Raw genomic sequence first — 25,323 nt, 5'->3', positions numbered from 1 at the left:
GCGGGAAGATCGTTCCCAAAGCGGGGCCAAACAACTCTCTCCTCAGCCTCTTGCGCTTTGCCAAGCCTCAAGAAAGACTGTGTCTTGTGTTGACCCATTGCGTCACTCAGATTAATGCGAACAGCAACATCCCTCCGTTTAATGAGAAAGCAGACCCTTGTCGAATTCCTCGGCCCCTCAAAAGATCTTCCAGTTCGCGGAAAAGCCCCCCTCTCGCAGTGGCCGGTCATTCTGAAAACAGAGGGCTGGGAGGATTACCGCCTGCTCGATATGGGCGCGGGCCGCAAGCTGGAACGCTATGGGCGCTTCACTGTGGACCGCCCCGAACCACAGGCCATGGGGCAACGCCGCCTGAGCGACAAGCAGTGGAACCGTGTCGACGCGATCTTCACCGGCGATACCGATGAAGAAGGCCCGGGCCGGTGGAAATTCAAAGGCAACACGCCTGAAGCCTGGGAAATGGGCTATGGCGCAGCCAAATACGTTGGTCGTTTCATGTCCTTCCGCCATGTCGGCGTCTTCCCCGAGCAGGCCGCCCATTGGGACTGGGTCAGCGAAAAGGTGCGTACCCACCACGCACAGCCCGAGAGCCGCCAGCTCAAGATCCTCAACCTGTTCGGCTACACCGGCACTGGCCTCTTTGCTGCCCGCCGCCGACGGCGCACATGTCACCCATGTCGATGCATCCAAAAAAGCCATCACTTACGCGCGGGAAAATCAGGAATTGTCGGGTCTTGAAGACAAGCCGATCCGCTGGATCTGCGAGGATGCGTCAAAATTCGTTGCCCGTGAAGTGCGCCGGGGAAGTAAATATGACGGCATCATTCTCGACCCGCCAAAGTATGGCCGTGGCCCAAAGGGCGAGGTTTGGGACATCTATGAGAGCCTGCCGGAAATGCTCGATAACTTGCGGCAGCTTCTCTCCGACGATGCTCTATTCATGATCCTGACGGCCTATGCCATTCGCTCCAGCTTTGTCTCCATTCACGAATTGATGGCAGAGACCTTGTCCAAGCAAGGCGGGCTGCTGGAGTCGGGCGAACTCGTCATCAGTGAAGAGGCCAGCCCACGGTTCCTCTCTACGTCCCTGTTTTCGCGCTGGAGCAGCCGATGAACACGCAGTCCTCCCCTCGTACCGGCTCGGTCAAGCAGGTCACCAGCCATTCGAACCCGATCGTCAAGGAAATCAAAGGGCTGGTCGCCCAGCGCAAGCACCGCGCCCAATCCGGGCTCTTTGTGGCCGAGGGACTGAAACTGGCAACCGACGCGATCAATGCCGGCTGGACTGTGCGCTATCTCGCTGTTGGCCCGGACGCGCGCGACAATCCCACCGCCCAGAAGGCCGCGGCCACTGCCAAGGCTCGCGGAGCTCTGATCCTGGAAGTCAACACGGCCGTTCTGGCCGCGATGACGCGCAAGGACAACCCGCAAATGGTTGTGGGGGTCTACGAGCAGAAGCTTGGCACGCCTGCCGATCTGCACAGGCCGGACAGCACCGTCTGGATTGCATTGGACCGGGTTCGTGATCCGGGCAATCTGGGTACGATCATCCGCACAGCGGATGCCGCGGGCGCCACCGGTATCATTCTGGTGGGCGATTGCACCGACCCTTTCGCCGTGGAAACCGTGCGCGCCACCATGGGGTCGCTGTTCCATGTGCCGATCATCAAGATGAGCAAGGATGACTTCCTGAAACTTGCCGCCAAATGGCCCGGTACGGTGGTCGGCACTCATCTGAAGGGGTCCGTCGACTATCGCGCACCAACCTATCGGCAACCATGCTTGCTGGTGATGGGCAACGAGCAGCAGGGGCTTGAGCAAGAGACAGCCGATGTGTGCAAAACACTGATCCGTATTCCGCAAGTTGGACAGGCTGACAGCCTCAATCTGGCCGTTGCCACCGGCATCGCCCTTTATGAGATCCGTCGCCCTCACCTCGAACTCTGACAGGTTGCAAATGCGTCTTTTCGTCTTCGGTGTCGGGTACTCTTCACGCGCCTTCATTGAGCAGGCGCGTCATCATTTCGAGTGGATCGGCGGCACGACCCGCTCTCAGGACAAGCAGGATCAATTACGCCAAGACGGCGTGGACGCGTTTCTCTTTGACGGAGAGACCTATTCCGCCGACATCGCAACCGCCTTGCAGCAGGCAACGCATATCCTTGTCTCCATTGCTCCAAACGAGAGCGGCGATCCCGTTCTCAATGTCTATGGTGACACACTCGCCGCCTTACCATTGCAATGGGTCGCCTATCTTTCGACCGTTGGCGTTTACGGCAATCACGATGGGGACTGGGTCGATGAGACGACACCCTGCAAGCCCGTTTCGAAGCGCTCCATCCAACGCGTCGCCGCAGAAAACAGCCTGGATAACATTTGCGCAGCAAACGCTGGCCCCGGTCGCGATCCTGCGTTTGTCCGGCATCTATGGCCCGGGTCGCAACACATTCGAGAATTTCAAAAAGGGCAAGGCCCGCCGTCTGATCAAACCCGGCCAAGTGTTCAACCGTATCCATGTCGCTGATATTGCTGGTGTGCTGGACGCGACACTGCAAGATCCGCAGACCTGTATTTATAACGTCACGGATGATCTGCCAGCACCACCTCAAGACCTCGTGACACATGCTGCCGAGTTACTTGGAATAGCGCCGCCAGACCCTGTTGATTTCGAAACAGCAGACCTCAGCCCGATGGCCCGTTCTTTCTATGGCGAAAACAAACGTGTTTCAAATCAGTGGGTAAAGACGCAGCTCGGATATAAGTTCACCTACCCGAATTACGTAATTGCCCTCAAAGAATTGTCAATTTCATACATTTGAAATCGAGTATTTTCGTGTAATTGTTATGTAATAATGCCTATACTATCGATATATATTCAAAATTTCAAATAAATTGAAGGTTTTTTATCAATTTCAAGCCATCCTTCAGCCAAATATCGAGAAGGCTGAAGACCATGAAAAAATTCTTGACTTGTCTGGCCGCGCTGTTGGCGATCGGCTTCGCACCCGTCGTCAACGCACAGGACGCCCCTCCCGCGCCGGATGCAAAGCAATTGATCGACGATGCAGTGATCGCCCACGTCAAGGATTGGCTGACTAACCCCATCGTCAAACTGTCGATCGACACCCAGAACCAGCGCCGTGGTGAACTGGATTCAGCCACCATCGACGCCTTGGACAAGCAATGGCGGGCCGAGCGCGAAAGCACGGATAAGCCGCTGATTGCGGCCACGCTGTCCGCTCCCTTGTCACTCTATCTGGTCCGTGAACAAGCCAAGAGCGTCGGCCTTTATTTCGAAATCTTCGTCATGGACAAGAATGGCCTCAATGTGGGCCAAAGTGCTCCCACCTCCGATTATTGGCAGGGAGACGAAGCCAAGTTTCAAAAGACTTTTTCGGTCGCCCCTGATGCGATTTTCATCGATGAGCCCGAGTGGGATGAAGATTTCAAGATCTGGCGTGCGCAGCTCAACATGACGGTCGCCGACCCAGATAGTGGCAAGGCAATCGGTTCAGCCACCGTTGAAATCAACCTGACAGAGCTGCAGCGCCGCAAGGCCTTCGCTGGGCAGAGTTAACGCAAGGGAATACGAGGAAAATCCGAATGTTGAACAATTGGTCCGTTACACGCAAAGGTGCCCTTGCCTTTCTCAGCCTTGCCCTGATCGCAGCGCTCGCAGGAGGTCTCTCGATCGTCAACGTTGCAGGGGTCATCTCCGAGACGCAGGCAAACGCCGAGATCAAGAAATTGACGACCGAGGCTGAAGACCTCAAACAAAATATCTTCTTGCAGGCACTAACATCGAAGAAATTCATGTTGACGGGCGAACGGGACGAATTGAACCGTTCGATCGACCTGAGCAAGCAGGTCAATGCTGAACTCAACACCTTGAAGAGCCGGATGGACAATGTCGCCGACACGGATGCGGCCGCAGGTCTTGCAGAGATCGAGATTGCCTGGAACAAATGGCTGGATGTTTTGGTCAACCCGCAATTTGAAAACATGCGCGACCCCAAGACCGTTGATCTGGCCCGGGCAATGGAACTGTCCCCGAACGCGACAGCCCTCCTGAGTGATGTTCTGGAAAAGACATCATCACTCGTGGCGACGCTCGATAAATACAGTCTTGATGCGACTGAAAGAGCCACGCGCGAACTGCGGAACATTCAATGGACAGCGATTGTCAGCTCCTTGATCATCGTCAGTCTCGCCGCACTCATGGGCTTCCTGAACTTCCGGCTTATCTCGCGTCCGTTGAGCACCCTGCGAGACATGACGCAGAACCTGACCAAGGGAGATACCAGCCCCAGAGACGAATTCGCCAAACGCAATGATGAGATCGGCGCCGTGGCCGCAGCGCTCGCCATTTTCCGTGATAACCTTATCAAGACCCGCCGCCTTGAGAGTGAGACAAAAGAACAGCAACTGCGGCTTGAAGTAGACAAGAAAGCCGAGCTGGAAAAGGTTGCGAGCGAATTCGAAGCAACAGTGATGAGCATCAGCAATGAAATGAGTGCAGCGCTCGATGAGTTGCAGACAAAATCTGACAACTTGTTTGAAATTGCGGACAGCACCAATCATCAAGCTGTGTCGGTCAGTGAAGCGGCTAATCAGGCAACCAGCAACGTCAATACCGTCGCCAGCGCAACCGAGGAACTGTCGGCCTCTATTCGTGAGATCAATGCTCAGGTCGGCGCGTCGTCCAATCTGGCGTCTGAAGCTTCCAACGAGGTGGAGCGCTCCAATCAGGCGGTCGCGACCTTGCAGAAGGTGGTTGCCAAGATCGGCGATGTGACAAACCTCATCAATGACATTGCCGAACAGACGAACCTGCTGGCGTTGAACGCCACGATCGAGGCTGCGCGCGCGGGCGAAGCAGGCAAGGGCTTTGCGGTTGTCGCCTCGGAAGTGAAGGCCCTGGCAGAACAAACGTCAAAGGCAACCAGCGATATCGAGACTTCCATCTCGGAAATGCGGTCTGCCGCCGATGACAGCATTTCGGCAACGGCAAGCGTTGCAGAAATGGTGCGTTCCATTGCCGAACGCAGTACCGAAATGGCCTTGTCGACAGAGCAGCAGAACGCCGCAACAAGCGAAATCGCTTCCAATGTCTCGGAAGCAGCGACAGGCACGAAATCAGTTTCCATGGCCATATCGGAAGTCAGCAGCGGCGCTAGCAAGACCGGCGTCCTCAGCTCCGAGATGAAAACCTCTGTCGAACAGTTGCATGGCCGCTCCATGCATCTGCAAGAGGCCATGAGCGACTTCCTGCAAAAGGTGCGCCGCGCCGGATAACCCCGGCCCGCGCCAGAGCGCAATGCAGAGCGATGGTAGACAAAACCCCGCCCGATGAGATCGCGCGGGGTTTTCCGTCTGATTGCATGATCAGACGGAGGCCAACTTGTGCGATCTGTCATGAAACCGCATTGAAATTCCGGCATTTTCGCCAACAAAAGACGTCATGATATAAAACAGGTCACACGCCCCATGGAGCATGGAAATATCAAATGGTTCGACGATACCAGCGGGATCGGTGCCATTGAGCCGGAAGACGGCGACCACATCATCCGGTTTGAAATGCAAGCAGGTCCCACACATCACCCTCGGCTGCGCGAAGGCCAGCACGTTGCCTATGAGACGGGACTGGAAGATGGTCGTCTCGTCATTACTGAGCTAAAAATCCTCTAGTCTTATTGAAGCGCATAGCCTCAAAGCGGCTCCTGTAACGCAAAAGTTGTCACGCCGCAGTGTCGCGCTTCTCTACGGAATAGTCTCCATAGGACAAGTCTCAAGTCCTGATGCTTTTGCCGATGCTAACAAGCTGACACGCTGCCTTTCTAACAGGACGGCATGCCATTGACCGGCCAAATTCACCTTTCGTTAAGGCGAACTTCTGACCCTGCGTCAAACGACCGTTTCAGGACGAAAGGCACAGGCCATGGACTTGAGCATCCAGACGACAACGCAAAACAGTAGCATTCTGACTGCGTCGCTGGCGCAATCCAGTCAGAGCAACCCAGATGAGAGTGACGCGAACGCAAGCAGCTCGCCCGCTGGTGATGTTTTGGAGGCAGCCTCCAAGAAAGCCGAGGATGATGCAGTGGTCATCAAAGCGTTGCAGGAAGCTGTCGAAAAAGGCAAGGCCGACAGTGAAGACACTGACGGGGACGACGACGATCTGGCCAGTGTCTCGGATTATCAGGACACCGCCAAGAAGCTGAAGTCGGCGCTGGGCCAAACCGACCAGAGCGACACAAGCAGCACGGCCGCGAACGTCTCTTATGAGAGCGCCAGCATCTCGACCACAACGATTGAGGGTGAAATCAACGGCACCGACATCTCGGCGCAATTCGTCTCGATCGAACGCGCCTCTTACAACAGCAACACCGGCCTTTCGGTGCGCACGGCCGATCTTTCGAATATTTCGGCGGCCAACGACCACAGCAGCCTGAGCTATCAGAGCGCATCTGTCAGCTCGCTTTATGCGGGCACCGGCAACCAAATCGGAAATCTGATCGCCGGCACCGCTTGATCATTCACGCAGGCAAAGCGTAATCAGGCTTTTTTCAGATAGGCAGCAAGGATGTCCTTTGCGGCCTTCAGATCCTTGCGATGAATCATTTCCGTTACTGTGTGAATGTAGCGCGTGCCCACGACAATACCGACAGCTCGCGCACCTGCCGCGGCCTGCTGGGCTGCAGCCCCGTCCTGACCGCCAGCCTTGAGCATAGTCCGCTGGAAGGGAATGCTTTCCTTTTTCGCCAGCGCTTCGATTTCCTTGACCAACTCACGATCGGCAATGAAACTGCTGTCCTTGACGTGCAGGCCAAAGCCCTCCCCCTGCTCGGTGGTGCGATCTTGTTCAGGTACACCCGGCGTGTCGCAAGACAGGGTCGTATCCACGCCAAAACCGATGTCAGGCTGGATGGCAAAAGCCGCCGTACGCGCACCGCGCAGACCGACCTCTTCCTGACAGGTGAAGGCAACGTGGATTTCGCATGTGTGCTTGGTCTTGCCCAGCGCCCGGATCACTTCAATACCAAGCCAGCAGGCAATGCGGTTATCAAGAGCCTTGGACACGATCTTCTCGCCAATCTCGATCAGCGGCTCATCCATGGTGACCATATCGCCGTACCTGGATCTTGTCCTTGGCGTCTTCCCCCAGCCCCGTATCGACGATAAATTCCGTCGGCTCCGGAATTTTCTTGCGTTCTTCGGGCGATGAAATGTGAATCGGACGGCCACCGGGGTTCATCACCCCCTTGTAGTCGCCGTCATCTGTGGAGACGAGCACGCGACGCGAAAACAGGTTGCGCGGATCAAAGCCACCAACCGGCTGAACATAGAGAAAGCCCTTGTCGGTGACATGCGACACCATGAAGCCGATCTCATCCATGTGACACAGCAACATGACTTTCTTGGCGGGAGCACCATCTTTGGTCTCCTTGCGCGCGTCACGGCGACACAACAACGAGCCCATGGCATCGACTGTCACTTCGTCAAACAGACCTTCAACTTCCGAGCGGATCAGATTGCGAATGCGGTGCTCATGGCCGGGAACCCCCGGAGTTTCGCAAAGGCGGCGAAGCAGATCGATATTCATGACGTGTCCATTACCTTAATGACTGATGGTCTCCAGCCTAGCGATTGTATCCGGTTTGGAAAAGGCCCTTTGCTGAACTCGGTTTGTCTCGTCCCGTGATCACAGCAAAGCCCGTGTGCGTCGCAAGTTGCATTTTCTGACAGCCCCTCTCGACCCGTTTTCCCCACAGCTTCACAGGAGACTGAATGCACCTGCCCCGGGCGTGTCGCAATTCCCCGACAGGATGAGGATCTGCTCGGTATTTTCCTGCGCAGGTGTTCGTGCGTTCCAGACTAACGAGAGTTCCATGGCTCGACAAAAGCGTTTGATCCTTTCCATCGATGGAGGCGGTGTTCGCGGCCTCATCCCCGTTCGCATCCTTGAAAGTCTTGTGAGCCGTCTCAACCGGCAAGGCATCCAGATGCCATTGCATGATTGTTTCGACATGATCTGCGGCTCCTCGACGGGCGGCTTCACGGCCGCTGCATTGGCGGCGCCACAGATCCCACCAAGGCTGAAAGGCAAGACGGGCATTCCGTCCACGCCCCTCGCCGACCTGCGTCGTTTTTACGAAGAACAGGCCCGTGAAGTCTTTGACCCGTCAATCAAACGTCGACTGGTGCGCATGGTCTCCAATCCGTTCGGGCGTTTTGACGAAACGTATAATGCGCGCGCACTGGAACGCATTCTCAAGGCGCAATTCGGCTGGACAGCGATGAGCAGTGCCATGACCCAGCTTGTCCTGACCGCCTATGACATTGAAGCGCGGCGCTCGGTTGTCATGACCAACGGGCATGCGGATGCCGGGCAAATCGACAATAATTACTATCTCTGGCAAGCCGTCAGAGGCACGACCGCCATGCCGTCCTTCTTCGAACCGGCCCGCGTTGAAAATCTGGCCCGGCACAACGAACACTTGCTGGTCGATGGCAGCATCTTCAACAATAACCCGACATTGACAGCTTATGCCGAAGCTCGGCGTCTTGGGTGGGCCACCGAGGACCTGGTGATCCTGTCGTTGGGAACGGGGCATGCAAGCGACCGCACCTTCAGCTATGAGCTGACGACCGGATGGGGCGCCCTCGGCTGGATCCAGCCGTCAAAACAATCACCGCTTCTGTCAATTGTCACAGACGCTCAGGCTCAAACGACAAGCAGGCAAGCCGAGCTGATGTTCGCTGATCTGGGTAATGTGGACTATTTCAGAGTGGATGGAGTAATCCCGGGTCATTGCGAAGCCATGGACAATGCGCGCCCGGGCAATATCATGGACCTGAACAATGCCGCAGACCGAATCATTCGCACCGAAACCAGAACGCTCGATACAATCGCCGAACTGGTGGCGGACAACCTGACCAGCATCTCTCAGGCGGCGTAAGGTACGAACGGTGCCTGCAGCACCTGCACGACAGAGAAAGCGTGTCGCCGTGATCCATGAAATGGCGAGCACTGCAGCGCTGCAGAACAAGGCCTACATTTGGTAGCTTTCATGATGACACTCATCGACCACCACCCGAGACGACGTCTTGGCCTTGTATGCGCCGTATTCGCATCCAGCGCCTTTCTGTCCGCCTCCGCGACCTGGGCGCAAGCCCCTGTTCCCTCTGCCAAGCCGGGTGATCAGACGACAACCGTATCTGCTGCGGGCTCGGTAAACGGGCCTGTTCCCGTACCGCAGGACAAACAGGACCAGCCGGCAAGCCGCATAAGAGCTCCCAAGGTATCGCTGACACATCTAGATTACACCCGTCCCGCCAAGGACTATTTTGGTGCCGCCCTGCTGCCGACAAAGGCATCGGCTCGCCCCATCGGCTCTTATGCCAAGGGCTGTATGGCCGGTGCCGAGGCTCTGCCCGCAGATGGCCCAACATGGCAAGTCATGCGATTGTCGCGCAATCGCAACTGGGGTAATCCGGTATTGATCAACTACATCGAAGCATTGGCGCATGATGCCCCTGCCCTTGGCTGGAACGGCCTGTTGATTGGCGATATGTCCCAACCGCGTGGCGGCCCCATGACCTCCGGCCATGCCAGCCACCAAATCGGACTGGATGCAGACATCTGGTTCACGCCCATGCCGAAAAATCGCATGAGCTACGAGGAGCGTGAGAAACTGTCCGCCGTGTCACTGGTCAAGCTGCCTCTGGATGTGAAGGGCGCCGACCGCTCGGTCGATCCTTCCAAATGGACCCCGGCAGCCGCACGTCTCGTGCGTCGAGCCGCGCAGGACAAGCGCGTTGCCCGCATCTTCGTCAATCCGGCAATCAAAAAGGAGCTGTGCTCCTGGCAGCGCGGCGGCAACCGTGACTGGTTGCGCAAGATCCGCCCATGGTGGGGTCACACCAGCCACTTTCACGTCCGCCTCAATTGTCCGGTCGGCAGCACAAGTTGCAAGCCTCAGGCGCCCCCACCTCCGGGCGACGGATGTGGCTAAGGCTTTGACCTGGTGGCTCTCCGACGAGCCTGGGTGCCCAAGGATCCAACCAAGCCACCGGTCAAGAAAAAGCCAATGCCCTTGTCCGCTCTACCAAGGGCTTGCACACAGGTGCTCAAGGCAAACTGAACCACTGGAATAACGCAGAACAGGCTCCGCTTCTCCGGGCCAGCACGGGAAAGCGGAGTTTTATTCTGAAAAAGACTGCCGCAAGCAAGAAAGACGAGATTTTGCCTGTCCTGGCGTCTTTGAGTTTTGCTGGTTCAGTGGTAAACGGGCGGAATGACGACCAAGAGCCTCTCCACCATACGCAACTTCTCCATCGTGGCGCACATCGACCACGGCAAGTCCACTCTTGCCGATCGGTTGATCCAGATGACCGGCACGGTGACAGACCGGGAAATGACCGAACAGCTCCTCGATTCCATGGATATCGAGCGCGAGCGTGGCATCACGATCAAAGCGCAAACCGTGCGCCTGATCTACAATGCCAAAGACGGTCAGCAGTATCGGCTGAATCTGATCGACACCCCGGGCCACGTCGACTTCGCCTATGAGGTCTCCCGTTCGCTCGCCGCCTGCGAAGGATCGCTGCTGGTGGTCGACGCCAGTCAGGGCGTGGAAGCGCAGACCCTGGCCAACGTCTATCAGGCCATCGACAAGGACCATGAGATCGTTACCGTTCTCAACAAGGTCGACCTGCCTGCCGCAGAGCCTGAGCGCATCAAGGAACAGATCGAAGACGTCATCGGCATTGACGCTTCCGAAGCCTGCATGATCTCGGCCAAGACCGGTTTCGGCGTCGACACTGTGCTCGAAGCCATTGTTGAAAAGCTTCCCGCTCCGGTCGGAGATCCGGATGCACCGTTAAAAGCGATGCTCGTCGACAGTTGGTACGACACCTATCTGGGCGTCATGGTGATGGTTCGCATCATCGACGGTTCCCTCAAGAAGGGTGACAAGATCAAGATGATGGGCACAGGTGCTGCCTATGAAGTTGATCGGGTCGGCGTCATGACGCCGAAATTCCTGCAAGTGGACGAAATCTCCACCGGCGAGATCGGCGTCATTACCGGGTCGATCAAGGAAGTTGCCGACACACGTGTCGGGGATACCATCACCCATGACAAGAAGCCCTGTGCGCAGGCCCTTCCAGGCTTCAAACCTGCACAGCCGGTCGTGTTCTGCGGGTTGTTCCCGGTCGATGCCAATGATTTTGAAGATCTCCGTGCAGCGATGGGCAAGCTGCGCCTGAACGACGCCAGTTTCTCTTATGAAATGGAAACATCGGCAGCTCTGGGCTTCGGCTTCCGCTGTGGTTTACTGGGCCTGCTGCATCTGGAAATCATTCAGGAACGCCTTTCCCGCGAATTCAATCTGGACCTCATCGCGACCGCCCCTTCGGTGGTCTATGAAATGTCCATGACCGATGGAACCGACATCGAACTGCACAATCCGGCTGACATGCCGGACATCGTCAAGATCGATGAAATCCGGGAACACTGGATCCGCGCCAACATCATGACACCGGATGACTATCTGGGCAGCATCCTGAAACTGTGCTCAGGAACGTCGTGGCATTCAGGTTGATCTATCCTACGTCGGCTCACGCGCCATGGTGTCTTATGATTTGCCGCTCAATGAAGTGGTGTTCGATTTTTACGACCGCCTCAAGTCGATTTCAAAGGGATATGCCTCCTTCGACTATCAAATATCCGACTACCGGGCGGGCGATCTCGTCAAGATGTCGATCCTTGTGAACGATGAGCCTGTTGACGCGCTATCCGTGCTGGTTCACCGCTCGCAGGCCGAGCGTCGTGGTCGTGCCATGTGTGAAAAGCTGAAGGATCTGATCCCGCGGCACATGTTCAAGATCCCGATTCAGGCTGCTCTTGGCGGACGTGTAATTGCCCGTGAAACGATTGCCGCGCTGCGCAAGGACGTCACCGCCAAATGTTATGGCGGCGATGCAACCCGAAAGCGCAAGCTTCTGGAAAAACAGAAGGCCGGTAAAAAGAAAATGCGCCAGTTCGGCAAGGTGGAGATTCCGCAGGAAGCCTTCATCCAGGCGCTCAAGATGGATGATTGAGACAAAGGGACAGGAAAACTCCTGTCCCTTTTCCTTTGCCCATGACGTCACGCCTGCCAATCCACTATGACCAACCTTTCCGAGACATGATCGCATGAGCCTTGAAACTGATCTGATCGGCCGCGCCGGCACCGTTTGCGAACTCTGTGGCAGCCAGACGGATCTGGCACCCCTGCCCGTTGGGCCAAACGCCGACGGCGCGGCTGAGATGGCCGTGCTGGCCTGTGCCACCTGTCGTGCCCAGATTTCAGGAGAGTCCGACCTTCAGCCCCACGACTGGCATGGTCTGCAAGAAAGCGCCTGGAGCCAGGTGCCTGCGGTGCAAGTGATGGCATGGCGCATGTTGACCCGGCTCAAGACACAAGAGACGTGGGCGCAAGATCTTTTCGACATGATCTATCTGGACGAGGAGACTCTCGCCTGGGCTCAGGCAGATACACCCGAGACTGTTTCGGACGCCGTCCAGCACACCGATACGTATGGAGCGATTTTGGCGGCTGGCGACACGGTAACGCTGATCAAGGACTTGAAGGTCAAGGGAGCGAATTTCACCGCCAAACGCGGTACAGCCGTGCGCAATATTTCGCTGGTTGCCGACAATCCCGCGCATATTGAGGGCCGTGTTGAAGGCCAGCGAATTGTCATCCTGACGGAATACGTCAAGAAAGCCTGACGCCTTCGCTGCCGCCTCCAGAAAGATGGCGAGGCAACCTAGCCACACCAAGAGGTGATGTCATCGCTAAGGTTATATGTATTTGTGCGCCTTGACCCCCTTGGACATTTGACGTTAACGTTTCGTTAAGACATTTATTTTTAGCCGTTCTTGTTAGATAGACTGGGGGTCTGACAATTATGAGGCACGTATTCCGCCTGTTTTTGGCGCTTTCAACGTTCTTTTTCTATTTCCAAGCGGGATCTTCGACCCATGCTGGGGCAGATCTTCTGTTTTATTCCAGCCAGCACGGCATTGCGACAGGTGTCGACCATCTGTCTTGCGCTGAGTACAAAGAAATCAAAAGCTCTTACTCAGACGAAGCGCGCACGTCGGCACATCTCATTGCGCTATGGGTCAACGGCTACCTGTCCTCTGAAGAAGGCACGTCCTATCGTTTTGACCCGACATTCATTGACAGTCTGGACCAGTTGATCTGGAACGGTTGCGCGGGTCATCCGAACGACAGCATTCTGGCAGCCATCAAGAACGGATTTACGGATGGATCGCCGCTGACAAAAGCCTTGCCGGTGACCGGCGATCCCATGATCCAGCCGCAGTCTGCCACGCTGACGACACGGGATGGAAGTTTCGCTGCCGAGGGACAGGTAGCAACAACATCAAAGACTGTGGCGCATAAGATACTCGTCAAGGATCCCAAACTCGCCTGGGAACAGGAAGTGACGCTTTGGACCGCCGTGCAGACCGGCGGCTCGGCCGATGAATATCGCGCCTATCTTGAGAAATTCCCGGAAGGCACATTTTCAGGTGTTGCGAAGGCTCGCCTGCAACACATCAAGGCTACTGAGATCGCCACCCTTGTCACCTCCCCCTCGACGCCAGCCTCCGCTATGCCGACGCTTGCCGTTTCACCGGGGCCCATGAGAATAACAACAACATCAACTGACGCCAATCTCGTGCTGGCCACCGCACGGACTTCGACGACGACACCCACGGCGCCTGAAACCGCACTTCAGGACGGCTCACCCGCCACAGAAGGCGTTGTCCTTGCCCCCATGCTGCGTCGTGATCTGCAACGTCGACTGACAAAGATGGGCTTCAACACCCACGGCATTGATGGGGTCTTCGGACGACACACTCGCGCGGCCATCCGTGACTGGCAGAAAACCGTTGGTCTTGCGCCGAATGGTTATCTGTCGATCTCTCAGATCCACCGCATCACGGTGGACAGCGAGAAGGCAGTGCCACAAAGCTGAGGTCTGCACAGTCGAGGCGATTGCGGGCGAGGTCGTTCTGGACGGCCCCTCGCAGATCAACGCAATCTCACTTACGCGGGAAAGGCAGATCGCCCAGCGCCCGTAGATCCATGTTGCGCACCTCGGGCACTGCGAAAGGGTCCTGATCGTCGGACTGCCAATCTGCCTCAATACTCTTTTGCATCAACCGGCCCCAGAGTCGAACTATTGTTTTTCTAAAGTCTAGAACAGTGTTTTCCATGTTCGTAACATAGTTTTTTCAAAAGAAAATGAAATCGACATTGCCTCCATTCTAATTTAGCTTTTCTATATGAAAAACCTCAACCGAATCCATTTGAGCGGATTGCGGGCTGCTGAGACCGTTGGTCGGCTCGGCACCTTGAAGGCTGCGGCGGAAGAACTGGGTGTTACCTCCGGCGCTGTGAGCCAGCAGATTCAGAAAACCGAGCACCAATTGGGACTCGCCCTGTTCGAGCGCCACCCGAAAGGCCTGATGCTGACACCCGCCGGTCGCCTGGTTCAAGAGCGGTTGAGTGTCGGCATGACGGCCCTCTCCGAGGCTGTCGCCATGAGCCAGCGTGGGCGGGATGACACGTTGATCGTCTCAGCAGCCCCTGTCCCTGGCAGGCAAGTGGCTGGTCTGGAACCTGAAACGATTTTCACGGGCAAACCCCGGCATTCGTGTTCGGCTGGACTCGAATGCACGACTGGTTGACCCCAACACCTCCGATGTCGATGTCTGCATTCGGGTCGGCAAAGGGCCTTATCCGGCTGCGAAAGCTGTCAGGCTTATCCCGCAATATCTGTTTCCCGTGTGCAGTCCGGCCGTCGCAACGACATTGCGGAAACCAGCAGACCTGAGCAGCGTTCCCATCATTATCGACGACGGCCAGCCGGACCACTGGACGCCGTGGCTCCAACGAGCCCGACTGACACATATTCCGATCACGAGCGATATCAGCTTTTCCGATGCCGCTTTGTGTCTGGACGCGGCAATCGCTGGTCAGGGCGTATTTCTGGCATGCAGGATACTTTGGCGCAGCACGCCCTCAACGCGGGACAGATCGTCTGCCCTTTTCCCATTCGCTCAAAGACCGGTCAGTTCTACTGGATGCTGACCAGCCAGTTGGCGGTCCCCTCACGAGCGCAAAAGCTTTTCGCCAGCCTGGTTGAAAGAAGAACTCCCCAAAACGCTGATCACCAATATCGCATGGACCGATTGATGCGCCTGCAAGTCAAACAACAGACAGTCATGGCACAGGTTTGCGCGAACAAGCGCTTGCCATTCCGCCAGTCCCTTGTATGGTTCCGGCCATGATGATCCAGATGCAGCAACCAATGGACAAGAGCCAGCCATGGCCACGTGCACCGCAGAGCAGGCGCTCTGTCCGCATGACATTGACCTTTTGCCGCTTTCTGACCCGTCAGGGCCCCGCCTGCGGACGATTTATCGGGCTGGACGGCTGAAGCCTCACCCTCAGGTTTTGCAATGAAACCGCAAGTTTTGGCTTCCAACCGTTCCCTTGCAGAGCATTTCTGCTAAAAGACCCTTCGAATTCTTCTGATCTTCACTCGCGCCTTGCGCGCTGCATGACCTATTGAGCTCAAATGTCCGACCTGACAAACCTCGAAAACGACCTTCTGGCGGCGATTGATGCCGCCTCCGATGAAACGGCTCTGGAAGAGATCCGCGTGTCCGCTCTCGGCAAAAAGGGCAGCATCTCGGAGCAGATGAAAACGCTCGGCAAGATGAGCCCCGAAGAGCGCCAGACCATGGGCCCGCTGTTGAACGGCCTCAAGGTACGCATCGGTGATGCCTTGTCCGCCCGAAAGGATGTTCTGGCCGAGGCGGCTCTTGAAGCGCGTCTTGCCAGCGAAAGCGTCGACGTGACGCTGCCGTTGCGCCCCTCGCCGCTGGAAACCGGACGCATTCACCCGGTCAGCCAGGTGGTTGACGAACTGACGGCTATCTTCTCCGACATGGGCTTTTCCATTGCGGAAGGGCCGGACATCGAAACCGATGAGCTGAACTTCACCGCGTTGAACTTCCCGGAAGGCCACCCGGCGCGTGAAATGCACGACACATTCTTCTTCGACGAAAAAGAAGACGGCAATCGTCTGCTGTTGCGCACCCATACCTCTCCGGTCCAGATCCGCACGTTACGCGACACGCCGCCCCCTGTTCGTGTCATCTGTCCGGGCCGCACATACCGCTGCGACAGCGATCAGACGCATACGCCGATGTTCCACCAGGTTGAAGGTCTGGTCATCGACAAGGAAGCCCACTTCGGCCACCTGAAATGGGTTCTGGAAGAGTTCTGCAAGGCGTTCTTCGAAGTCAAAGACGTGAAGATGCGCTTCCGTCCGAGCTTCTTTCCCTTCACTGAGCCCTCCATGGAGGTCGACATTCAGTGCGACCGTTCCGGGGCTGAATTGAAGATCGGTGAAGGCAACGACTGGCTGGAAATCCTAGGCTGCGGCATGGTCCATCCCAATGTGATCCGCAATTGCGGCCTCGACCCGGATGTCTATCAGGGATTTGCGCCAGGGCATGGGCATCGACCGTATTGCCATGCTGAAATACGGCATGTCGGACCTGCGCGACTTCTTCGATGCAGACCTGCGCTGGATCCAGCATTACGGCTTCCGTCCCCTCGACCTGCCGACGCTGTTCGGTGGCCTGTCGAACTGACGCCTCAACGGATGGGCTTCAAACTCCCACCCATGTCTTGAAGATTTTGGTGTCCTGCGACACCGCTGAAACACAAAGAGCATCACGATGAAATTCACCCTATCCTGGTTGAAGGACCATCTGGAGACTGAGGCCAGCCTCGACGAGATCCTTGAAAAGCTGACACTGATCGGCCTTGAGGTGGAAGAGGTCACAGATCCTGCCGCCAAGCTTGCGCCCTTCCGCATTGCCAAGGTCATCAGCGCCGAACAGCATCCGAATGCCGACCGCCTTCAGGTTCTGAAAGTCGACACCGGCGACGGTGAACCCGTTCAGATCGTTTGCGGCGCACCTAATGCGCGCGCTGGATTGGTTGGCGTTCTGGGCCGTCCGGGCGATTATGTGCCGGGCCTCGACATCACCTTGTCCATCGGCAAGATCCGCGATGTCGAAAGCTTCGGCATGATGTGTTCAGAGCGCGAACTGGAACTGTCCGACGAACACAATGGCATCATTGATCTCCCCGCAGACGCACCGGTCGGCGAGAGTTTCGCCACATACGCAGGCGTTGATGATGTTGTCATCGAAATCGGCCTGACACCGAACCGCCCGGATTGCACCGGCGTCTATGGTATCGCCCGTGATCTGGCGGCCGCCGGACTTGGCAAACTGAAGGAGCGCGACCACACACCCGCGCCTGCTTCCTTCCCTTGCCCAACGTCCGTTACGCTGGACTTCGGCGACACGGATCCGCTGTGCAAGGCGTTTGGCCTGCGGCTCGTCAAAGGCGTCAAGAACGGCCCTGCCCCCAAGTGGATGCAGGACCGCCTGCGCGCCATTGGCCTGCGTCCGATCAACGCGCTGGTCGACATGACCAACTACATGACGTTTGACCAGGGTCGCCCACTACATGTTTTCGATGCCGCCAAGGTTTCTGGCAATCTTGTCGTGCGCCGTCGCCAGGACCGGCGAAGAAATCGCAGGCCTGAACGGCAAGAGCTACACGCTGGATGACAGCATGTGTGTCATCGCCGACGAAAACGGCGTCGAGAGCCTCGCAGGGATCCTTGGTGGCGAGGCCAGCGGCTGTGATGAAGCCACAACCGATGTGCTGATCGAATCCGCCCTGTGGGACGAAAACAACATCGCGTCCACCGGCCGCAAGTTGGGTGTGAGCACCGATGCACGCTACCGGTTCGAACGCGGAGTCGATCCAACCTACATGCTGCCGGGACTTGAAGAGGCAACCCGTCTGGTGCTGGACATCTGCGGCGGGGAAGCGTCTCAGCTCACCCTGGCCGGCGAAGTTCCGGACACCAGCACGACCATCGACTTCCCCTATGCGGAAGTGAAGCGGTTGGCTGGCGTCAATGTCACACCCGCAGAAATCAACGTGACGCTGCGCGCCCTTGGCTTTTGGCTGTCCGGCTCTGGCGATGTGGTCAAGGTGGCGCCGCCAAGCTGGCGACCTGATGTGCATGGCAAAGCTGATATTGTGGAAGAAGTCGTCCGCATCATCGGTCTTGACCGTGTTGTTTCAACTCCGTTACCACGACTGGGCAGCGTTGCGCACAAGGTGCTCACGACGACACAGTTGCGCCGCAACAAGGCACGGCGGGCGCTGGCATCGCGTGGCATGAACGAAGCCGTGACCTATGGTCCTTTGTTTCCAAAACGTTGGCAGAGACCTTCGGCGGCGGCCACCCCAGCCTGAAACTTGCCAATCCGATCTCCGTTGAAATGTCGGACATGCGGCCAAGCCTTCTGCCCGGCCTGTTGACCGCCGCCCAGCGCAATGCAGATCGCGGCTATTCGGATGTTGCCCTTTTTGAAATCGGGCAGGTGTTTGCAGGCGATCAGTACAGGTGACCAGCACAATGTGGCCACCGGCGTTCGTCGTGGAACGGCAAAGCTGTCCGGGTCTGGCCGCCATTGGTCACAAAGCGCAGGCTCTGTTGATGTCTTCGACGTGAAGGCGGATGCGCTATCCGCTCTTGCTGCGGTTGGCGCTCCTGTCGACAAGCTACAGGTCTTCACCGATGCTCCCGGCTATTTCCACCCGGGCCGCTCTGGCACACTGAAGCTTGGCCCGAAGAACACTCTGGCCATTTTCGGTGAAATCCACCCACGCATTCTGGCGCAGTTGGACATTTCCGGTCCGCTGGTGGCCTTCGAGATCTTCCTCGATGCCATTCCTCAGCCAAAGGGCAAAGGCGGCAAGTCCAAGGGAGCGCGCAACGTCTCTGACCTGATGCCCGTGCGACGCGACTTCGCTTTCGTCGTCAAGAAGGATGTTTCGGCAGAAACACTTCTGAAGGCCGCACGTGGGGCCGACAAGGCGCTGATCACCGACGTGACGCTCTTTGACGTCTATGAGGGCAAAGGCATCGGCGAGGACGAGAAGTCTCTCGCCATCGACGTGACGTTGCAGCCCCTCAAGAAGACCTTGACGGATGAGGAAATCGACGCCGTGGCAAAGAGGATCATTGCCACCGTTGAAAAAGCAACCAACGGCACCTTGCGCGGCTGATCCAGACGCATGCGTAACTGAAATTCTGCTCTCCGGGCACAGGCTGTCCGGAGAGCTTTTTTATGTATCGCGCCTCCTCACGACATAAGAATCGCTTAATCTGAACCTCTGTTTCGCAAGATCTGGCGCTGCCGTCGTGGACTCCGCCACGTTGTCTTGCTGTTCATACGAGGTCCGCCATGCATGACGTCCCCGCAGCCGAGAAAAGTGAGCATCTGCATGAAGCAGAGTTGACGGCGATCATTCGCGAAACTCCGGAAGTCATGTCTCTGCTAACGGCTCTGCGCGATCTGGGGCTGCCCGATGCCTGGGTGGTATCTGGAGCATTGTATCAGACCGTCTGGAACACTTTGACCGGGCGCCATCGCAGCCATGGCATCAAGGACTACGACGCGATCTATTTTGACGCCGACGATGCAAGTTACGAGGCTGAGGACGCAGTCATCCAACGGCTGGCATCTGCACTGCCAGAGCTTTCGGAGCGGATCGAGTTGCGCAATCAGGCTCGGGTTCACCTGTGGTTCGAAAAGCGGTTTGGTCATCCTTATCCGCAGTTGGCGCACGCGACGCAATCGCTGCTGAACTATGCCGCAAAAACCCATGCAGTGGCGATCCGTCTGCTGGACGAAGACACCTTTGAAATCTATGCCCCCTTTGGACTTGAGGCTATTTTCGCTTTGCGGCTGGAGCCTAATTCGACACTCGACAACTCAAAGACCTACAGCGAGAAAGGCACCCGGATGAAGGCGCTCTGGCCTGAGTTGACTGTGGTGCCCTAGCCAACCTGACCCCTTGCACCAAGGCAAGCGCGACACGTGTGGCCCCGCACTCTGCCCCTGCTTGTCGCGGACTTTTAAGGGTCTGATGGAGACACCAGGTGAAACCGCACAAGACCGCGCACGGAATTGCCCAGATAGAGCGCATCTGCCTTGGCAAGGTCGTCGCGGGTCAGATCCGCTTCAGCCACCAGATCGCGCTCCAGCAACCCTTCACGGAGCGTCCCCGGCAGCAGACCATGCCGCAACGCCGGGGTCAGCAGTTGCCCGCCTGTCTCGACAAAGAGGTTGGTAAAGCTGCCTTCCGTCAAGAACCCTTCTGTATTTTCAAAAAGGACCTCCTGAACATCATGAGCTGTGGCGCAGGCTGTCCGCGTATCGTCATAAAGCGTTCTGTTGGTCGTCTTGTGATATATAAATCTATTGGCTGCATCGATCTTGGGAGCGGCGATCAGAACCCGCCATATCGTGTCAGGAGATGTCGGCTCATAAGGTGTCGCCGTTATTTCAAGCGCGCCGTCGTCGCTCGTCAGGAGCCGCAAGCGATGGGGGGCCATCAAACCAGCGACCACCTCATCCAACCGTCTGTCAATCTCGGATCGCTTCAACTCAAAATCGAAATAGCACGCACTCGCCAGAAGCCGTCTCATGTGGCGCTCACGCAAAAGCACACCCTCGCCCGGTAGAAACGCCATTGTCTCAAGCAACTGGAACGGTTTTTCGTCCAGCCCCAGGAAGGCAAGTTTCAGTTTGCATTCGTCATACTCGGCCGTTGCGCCTGAATCATGCACAACACCCGAGCCTGTACCGGCACATCCCGTGCCATCATTCTTTAACACCAGCGTCCGGATTGCCACGTTGAAGCGGAAATCACCGGACGGCTCAATGTGGCCGATGGATCCGGTGTAAATGCCCCGTGGACTGGTTTCCAAAGCATGTGCAATCTGCATGGCGCTGAGTTTGGGCGCTCCCGTGATCGACCCACACGGAAAGAGGTGTCGGATCACCTGCGGAAAGCTAACATCGCTTTGAAGATCGGCTTCAACCGTAGAGGTCATCGTATAGAGACTTTTGTAGCGCTCGACCTCGCACAGGCCGGTGACTTTGACCGAGCCTGTCTGAGCGATCCGAGACAGGTCATTGCGCATCAGATCAAGGATCATGATGTTTTCCGACCGCTGCTTGGCATCACGAGACAGTGTGCTCAGGCACGCGAGAATCTTCCTGCGCCGTTTTGCCACGCGGGGCTGTACCTTTCATCGGGCGGGCGCGAAGTCTCTCCCCCTGACGCTCAACGAACAATTCCGGCGACAGTGAGAGCACCGCGCGATCCTGCACCTTCAGGAAAGCGGCATGAGCCACCGGCTGGGCGGAAAGAAGCTTGAGGAAGCGCGCTTCGGGTGGTCCTTCATGTGCAAACCGGGCTCGCATTGTCAGATTGACCTGATAGATATCGCCAGCAGCCAGATGGTGCTGCGCGCGATCGAAAGCGGCTTCATACGCCGCACATGACATGTCGAAATCGGCTGCCGACAAGTAACTTTCAAAAGAACCCGCTGCAGCCTGCAAAATCTGTTTGGCAGCGGGAATGTCAAGCTGGCGCGGTGGATTACGATAGACACCGAACCACCCGAGCAGATCGTCCTCACTGTAGGGTCGGGACTGGAACAAGGCGTGCAGTTTCGGCTCGAAAGCATATCCCAACTCATAAGCCAGAAAGCCCGCCAGATGAGCACCTGAACGACGACGAATCTCGATGGCTTCAAGAAAGGCATCAACCTCATCAAGACGACGGCAGCAGAGTTCCTCGACTGGCTCTTCAAAAAGCAGTGCCCTCTGCCCGTTCAGAACATCGAGCACCATCACAGATCCAATTGGAAGCCCTGGAGAGGTCATGCCATCCGTTGTTGTAAAGGTCAGTCGCTTTGCTGATCCGAAAGATCCAAGCGCAGCGCTGATGACACCCTCGCGCCCAAATGACAAGAGCAGACGTCCTTGATGTCGAGAATATGATCGGCCACCTCACATCGCGCGTCGCAGTGCCAGCAGCTAATGACAGGCAACCTGCTCAGGAGACCCTGGCAGCGACCGTGTTTTGGTCTGGCGCTTCGCGTAATTGTCGCAACCGGTTCATGGCGGCCCTCGCTCCGCTGGCATGCCGCCCGGCATCCTGAAGGGTTTGACGTAGGATTATGGTGACCTCATCGCGGGTTGCCAGCACGTCGGCAATCGCATGACTGTCGACACTGACATGCTCAACATCACCAACCACCGTCTGAATGACATCCAATGCAGCAGTCGTTTGAGCCTGAATGTCACTGATTTGTCGTGTAATGTCTTCCGTCGCCTTTGAGGTTTGCGCAGAGAGAGCCTTGACCTCGCCTGCAACAACCGCAAATCCGCGTCCCGCGTCTCCGGCCCGCGCCGCCTCGATGGTGGCGTTCAGCGCCAGTAAGTTCGTTTGATCGGCGATCGCCTTGATCAGCATGATGACCTCGCCAATCTTGCCCGCTGCCTGAGACAGCACAGCGATTTTTTCATTGCTGAGACGCGATGTTTCTGCCGCCCGATGTGTGACATCCTGCGCCGTCGCATTTCGGGAAGACACCTGCACCAGCATTTCGATCAACCGTTCGGCTTCGCGGTGCACATTCTCAAAGGAGGTGGCGGTCTCCTGAAGCTCAACGTCGATGTCCTGCAAAGGCTCGTGCAGCACTCTGGTGATGTCCGCAAGAGAAGGGGCTTTGGCTGCCATGAAACCGGCCGGCGACGCAGCAACACCAGTAGACGGCACCAGCGCCACCTGTGTTTTCGTATCGCGCTCCTGAGGCTCTCCAGACGTCACAGAGCGCTGGCCTGACTGCACAGCGAAAGTCTTTTGCGCGGCGAGCTCTTCCTGCAAGGCGCGCACCTTGTCTTCCTCCGCCTGAAGGCGCTGCCTGAGATGCGCAAGCTGCGCGTCCTCCGTCGGTGTGGGTCTGGTCTCTGCCGATGATTGTGCTTGATGATCAGCGCCTTGCCCCAGCAAGATAGAAGCCTCTTGCTGTTCGCTCAGTTGAGCATAGCCCTGCAACATGGCAAGCGCTCTGGAGGCCACGAGGCCAGCCACTGCGATGGCACCGAAAATACCAGCCTCCGACACCGACCAGACTGCAGCAACCGTTTCTTGCGCACTCGGTGCGATGACCAGAGCAACGGCAAGCGCCAAGAGGACCACACCGCTATAGGTGGCGAGCGCTCGGCCATCTACCCACCCCAGTACGAGAGGCAGGGAAACCAGCGCAACGACACCCGGCACCAATAAAAAACTGACACCGCTCAAAGGCACAAAACTCGTTAGACCCGCTGTGTTGAGAGACAGACCGAGCAACACAGCGATCAACGCCAATGCGAGAGACAGAAGAGAGGCGGTCGCCTCGGCGCAGCAACAGGACGCAACCATGCCATCGTAGCGCCAGCACCAATGAGCAGCGAGAAACCTGCAAGCAGCAAGACCGCTGGCTGATCCGCCCAGACGGCCAGCCCCCCGGAGCCGCCGACCTGCGCCCAAAGAACGACCATGAACCAGACGGCAAAACTGGTCTCCCGTTCCATCTGCGAAACGCCCCGCACGCCCTCTGCTGCCATCCTGCGATTTCCTGCAAAATTCGAGATCTGAATGATGCCCACATGCCTCAATTGCCAGGACTTGCCAGCAATGAGCCCGTAAAGCGGCACACATTTCCCGATCTACAATGGAAGAGGATGATTAACGCAGTGTAACGATCCACGCCATTTGGCGGCAGACACATAGACCATTTGCGCGTCAACTCAAAAGTCCCCTGTCTTTCAGGGCAGGCTGGAACGACCGGCTGACAGGGACTTCGACTTCATTTTCGAGCAGCACCACAACTCTGCCCGCACGACGCTCGACCTTGCGGATCGCCGATTGCGCCACCCAATACGACCGGTGCACCTGGAAGCCCGCGGCAGGCTCCGTTTCGCCGATAGCATCCTTGAAGCGCAACAACAGCAAATGCCGTCCCTGATCTGTTGTCACCTCGACGTAATGGTCGGTCACAGAGAGACAGACCAATCGGCCTCGCTTTTCTATCGGCAGGCGTGTGATCAGACGCGGCATAGAGGTCTCCGGCTCATCCGACGACCGCTCCGGCGACACAGCGCGCTCCGCCAAAGGGCCATTCCAAAAGGCAATCACCGCCACAATGACCATTGTCACGCTGAACGCATAGCTCATGAGCAACATCGATGGCGCATGGCCCGTCCCTTGCACAGTCTGCATCAACCGATCCAGCCCCAGCACGACAATGGAATTCAGCAGCGCCGCGCTGAGGCAGGACAGAGTGATCTGCAAAACTCTGGTCCCACCGCGACGCTGTATCACGGTTCGGCACCAATGCGCGGCAATCGAGGCCGCACAGAACCCGCACACCGCCACGGCTCCCCAATACACCAATCGCATGACAAACCCCATGCTTGCATAGGTGCGAAACGGGCCGGACAATGCCAACAGGAACACGATGCCGCATAACCCCAGCCAGATTCTGGGACTACGGAAATCAGCCTGCAATTCACGAAGCGCCAATTGCAACGCCGTGTCATTCACGAAGTTTCTCTGCGGTTCCTTCACCGACACTTGCCCGTTTTCCTCGTTCATGGCGATGTCCGCCCAACATGGTCAAGGCACCTTGCTTGGTATTGCTGATGCCTGAAATTGCGGCCTGAAGCCGACGCCTGAAACACGTCACTAGCGAAACGGACACGACCATGCAAATGCTTCCGAAAATCCTCCTCGGCACACCCTTCTGGGTCTGGCTCATTCTGGCCTACCTCGTTTTCCGAGGCGTGAGCGCAACACGATCCCGGACAGTTCCCCCGCTGAGGCTGACAATCCCGGCCATCGCGTTCAGCCTGCTGGCGCTCTACCGGCTGATCGAAGCACATTTCGCCCTGCCACAAGTCAGCGGACTTCTCATCGGTGTGCTTGCAGGGTCTGGACTTGTGCATTCTTTGCCCCAGCTGTGCGCCTCAACTGTCACGCCGGAGGGCAAACTCCGCCTGGAGGGCGAGTGGCTGTCATTCGGCCTTTTCATGCTGGTGTTCTGGGTCAATTATGTCAGTCACGTGCTGGTTATCGTTGCACCGCAGATCGGCCCATCCGCTGGACTGGGTTTTGGCTATTCGCTAATCAACGGCCTGTCCATCAGCATTCTCGTGGTTCGCACTCTCGCCCATATCCGAAAGCTTCACCACCAACAGCACCTTGCGTGAGAAGCTGATGCCTTCCCGAGCGACCGGGAGATGCCAAAGAA

The 25,323-nt window shown here is 57.1% G+C and carries 20 protein-coding genes and 5 pseudogenes; 19 read left to right on the top strand and 6 right to left on the bottom strand.

The window, feature by feature from the left end:
- Nucleotides 1–141 precede the first annotated feature (141 nt).
- From AC0L7U_RS14125 to AC0L7U_RS14090, 8 genes and pseudogenes are all read left to right on the top strand, one after another.
- Entirely contained in the window at nucleotides 142–738 is a 597-nt protein-coding gene (locus AC0L7U_RS14125) for a hypothetical protein (RefSeq protein ID WP_473691568.1), read from the top strand.
- Entirely contained in the window at nucleotides 725–1,114 is a 390-nt protein-coding gene (locus AC0L7U_RS14120; RefSeq protein ID WP_473691566.1) for a hypothetical protein, read from the top strand. Before AC0L7U_RS14125 ends, AC0L7U_RS14120 begins: the two co-directional genes overlap by 14 nt.
- Entirely contained in the window at nucleotides 1,111–1,947 is an 837-nt protein-coding gene (locus AC0L7U_RS14115; RefSeq protein ID WP_473691564.1) for a TrmH family RNA methyltransferase, read from the top strand. Before AC0L7U_RS14120 ends, AC0L7U_RS14115 begins: the two co-directional genes overlap by 4 nt.
- Nucleotides 1,948–1,957: 10 nt before the next feature.
- Nucleotides 1,958–2,819: pseudogene (locus tag AC0L7U_RS14110) on the top strand (SDR family oxidoreductase).
- A gap of 134 nt (nucleotides 2,820–2,953) precedes the next feature.
- Nucleotides 2,954–3,577, top strand: coding sequence for a hypothetical protein (locus AC0L7U_RS14105; RefSeq protein WP_473691562.1), 624 nt, complete (start codon nucleotides 2,954–2,956; stop codon nucleotides 3,575–3,577).
- Nucleotides 3,578–3,603: 26 nt separating this feature from the next.
- On the top strand, nucleotides 3,604–5,295 hold the full coding sequence (locus tag AC0L7U_RS14100; protein ID WP_473691561.1) for a methyl-accepting chemotaxis protein: 1,692 nt from the start codon (nucleotides 3,604–3,606) through the stop codon (nucleotides 5,293–5,295).
- Between the two features lie 192 nt (nucleotides 5,296–5,487).
- The gene (locus tag AC0L7U_RS14095) at nucleotides 5,488–5,688 is read left to right on the top strand and encodes a cold-shock protein (RefSeq protein WP_473691559.1); all 201 of its coding nucleotides are present in this window, start codon (nucleotides 5,488–5,490) and stop codon (nucleotides 5,686–5,688) included.
- 250 nt (nucleotides 5,689–5,938) lie between these two features.
- A complete protein-coding gene (locus AC0L7U_RS14090) occupies nucleotides 5,939–6,532 on the top strand; it encodes a hypothetical protein (RefSeq protein ID WP_473691558.1) in 594 nt (197 codons plus the stop codon).
- A 23-nt stretch (nucleotides 6,533–6,555) separates the two neighbouring features.
- Here AC0L7U_RS14090 and AC0L7U_RS14085 read toward each other — a convergent pair.
- Nucleotides 6,556–7,603: pseudogene (locus tag AC0L7U_RS14085) on the bottom strand (M42 family metallopeptidase).
- Nucleotides 7,604–7,889: 286 nt separating this feature from the next.
- Here AC0L7U_RS14085 and AC0L7U_RS14080 point away from each other — a divergent pair.
- The 10 genes and pseudogenes from AC0L7U_RS14080 to AC0L7U_RS14035 all read left to right on the top strand — a co-directional run bounded on the left by AC0L7U_RS14080 (nucleotide 7,890) and on the right by AC0L7U_RS14035 (nucleotide 20,014).
- Complete coding sequence (locus AC0L7U_RS14080; RefSeq protein WP_473691556.1) at nucleotides 7,890–8,960, top strand: patatin-like phospholipase family protein; 1,071 nt, start codon at nucleotides 7,890–7,892, stop codon at nucleotides 8,958–8,960.
- Nucleotides 8,961–9,071: 111 nt separating this feature from the next.
- Nucleotides 9,072–10,016: a penicillin-insensitive murein endopeptidase gene (gene mepA, locus AC0L7U_RS14075; protein ID WP_473691554.1), complete on the top strand. Its 945-nt coding sequence runs from the start codon at nucleotides 9,072–9,074 to the stop codon at nucleotides 10,014–10,016.
- 282 nt (nucleotides 10,017–10,298) lie between these two features.
- Nucleotides 10,299–12,105: pseudogene (gene lepA / locus AC0L7U_RS14070) on the top strand (translation elongation factor 4).
- Nucleotides 12,106–12,199: 94 nt separating this feature from the next.
- A complete protein-coding gene (locus AC0L7U_RS14065; RefSeq protein ID WP_473691552.1) occupies nucleotides 12,200–12,778 on the top strand; it encodes a PhnA domain-containing protein in 579 nt (192 codons plus the stop codon).
- Nucleotides 12,779–12,957: 179 nt separating this feature from the next.
- The gene (locus AC0L7U_RS14060; RefSeq protein WP_473691550.1) at nucleotides 12,958–14,034 is read left to right on the top strand and encodes a peptidoglycan-binding domain-containing protein; all 1,077 of its coding nucleotides are present in this window, start codon (nucleotides 12,958–12,960) and stop codon (nucleotides 14,032–14,034) included.
- A gap of 310 nt (nucleotides 14,035–14,344) precedes the next feature.
- The gene (locus AC0L7U_RS14055; RefSeq protein ID WP_473691548.1) at nucleotides 14,345–14,749 is read left to right on the top strand and encodes a LysR family transcriptional regulator; all 405 of its coding nucleotides are present in this window, start codon (nucleotides 14,345–14,347) and stop codon (nucleotides 14,747–14,749) included.
- Nucleotides 14,649–15,152, top strand: a complete 504-nt coding sequence (locus AC0L7U_RS14050) for a LysR substrate-binding domain-containing protein (RefSeq protein ID WP_473695836.1) — start codon at nucleotides 14,649–14,651, stop codon at nucleotides 15,150–15,152. The genes AC0L7U_RS14055 and AC0L7U_RS14050 overlap by 101 nt, the downstream gene beginning before the upstream one ends.
- 490 nt (nucleotides 15,153–15,642) lie before the next feature.
- Nucleotides 15,643–16,726: pseudogene (pheS, locus tag AC0L7U_RS14045) on the top strand (phenylalanine--tRNA ligase subunit alpha).
- 87 nt (nucleotides 16,727–16,813) lie between these two features.
- Nucleotides 16,814–19,235: pseudogene (gene pheT / locus AC0L7U_RS14040) on the top strand (phenylalanine--tRNA ligase subunit beta).
- A gap of 179 nt (nucleotides 19,236–19,414) precedes the next feature.
- On the top strand, nucleotides 19,415–20,014 hold the full coding sequence (locus tag AC0L7U_RS14035; protein WP_473691546.1) for a nucleotidyltransferase family protein: 600 nt from the start codon (nucleotides 19,415–19,417) through the stop codon (nucleotides 20,012–20,014).
- 74 nt (nucleotides 20,015–20,088) lie between these two features.
- Here AC0L7U_RS14035 and AC0L7U_RS14030 read toward each other — a convergent pair whose 3' ends face one another.
- From AC0L7U_RS14030 to AC0L7U_RS14010, 5 genes are all read right to left on the bottom strand, one after another.
- Nucleotides 20,089–21,174, bottom strand: a complete 1,086-nt coding sequence (locus AC0L7U_RS14030) for a chorismate-binding protein (RefSeq protein WP_473691544.1) — start codon at nucleotides 21,172–21,174, stop codon at nucleotides 20,089–20,091.
- A gap of 25 nt (nucleotides 21,175–21,199) precedes the next feature.
- On the bottom strand, nucleotides 21,200–21,994 hold the full coding sequence (locus AC0L7U_RS14025; RefSeq protein WP_473691542.1) for a chorismate-binding protein: 795 nt from the start codon (nucleotides 21,992–21,994) through the stop codon (nucleotides 21,200–21,202).
- Nucleotides 21,995–22,079: 85 nt separating this feature from the next.
- Complete coding sequence (locus AC0L7U_RS14020; RefSeq protein ID WP_473691540.1) at nucleotides 22,080–23,453, bottom strand: methyl-accepting chemotaxis protein; 1,374 nt, start codon at nucleotides 23,451–23,453, stop codon at nucleotides 22,080–22,082.
- The gene (locus AC0L7U_RS14015; protein ID WP_473691538.1) at nucleotides 23,390–23,638 is read right to left on the bottom strand and encodes a hypothetical protein; all 249 of its coding nucleotides are present in this window, start codon (nucleotides 23,636–23,638) and stop codon (nucleotides 23,390–23,392) included. Before AC0L7U_RS14015 ends, AC0L7U_RS14020 begins: the two co-directional genes overlap by 64 nt.
- A 178-nt stretch (nucleotides 23,639–23,816) precedes the next feature.
- Complete coding sequence (locus AC0L7U_RS14010; RefSeq protein WP_473691536.1) at nucleotides 23,817–24,668, bottom strand: LytTR family DNA-binding domain-containing protein; 852 nt, start codon at nucleotides 24,666–24,668, stop codon at nucleotides 23,817–23,819.
- Between the two features lie 110 nt (nucleotides 24,669–24,778).
- On the opposite strand from AC0L7U_RS14010, the gene AC0L7U_RS14005 reads away from it, so the two are divergent.
- The gene (locus tag AC0L7U_RS14005; RefSeq protein ID WP_473691534.1) at nucleotides 24,779–25,282 is read left to right on the top strand and encodes a DUF6622 family protein; all 504 of its coding nucleotides are present in this window, start codon (nucleotides 24,779–24,781) and stop codon (nucleotides 25,280–25,282) included.
- Nucleotides 25,283–25,323 lie beyond the last annotated feature (41 nt).

This window comes from Roseibium sp. 10G30-5 (assembly GCF_055809635.1).
The sequence above is the reverse complement of the archived record's forward strand: the minus strand, read 5'-3'. Positions and strand labels throughout refer to the sequence as shown.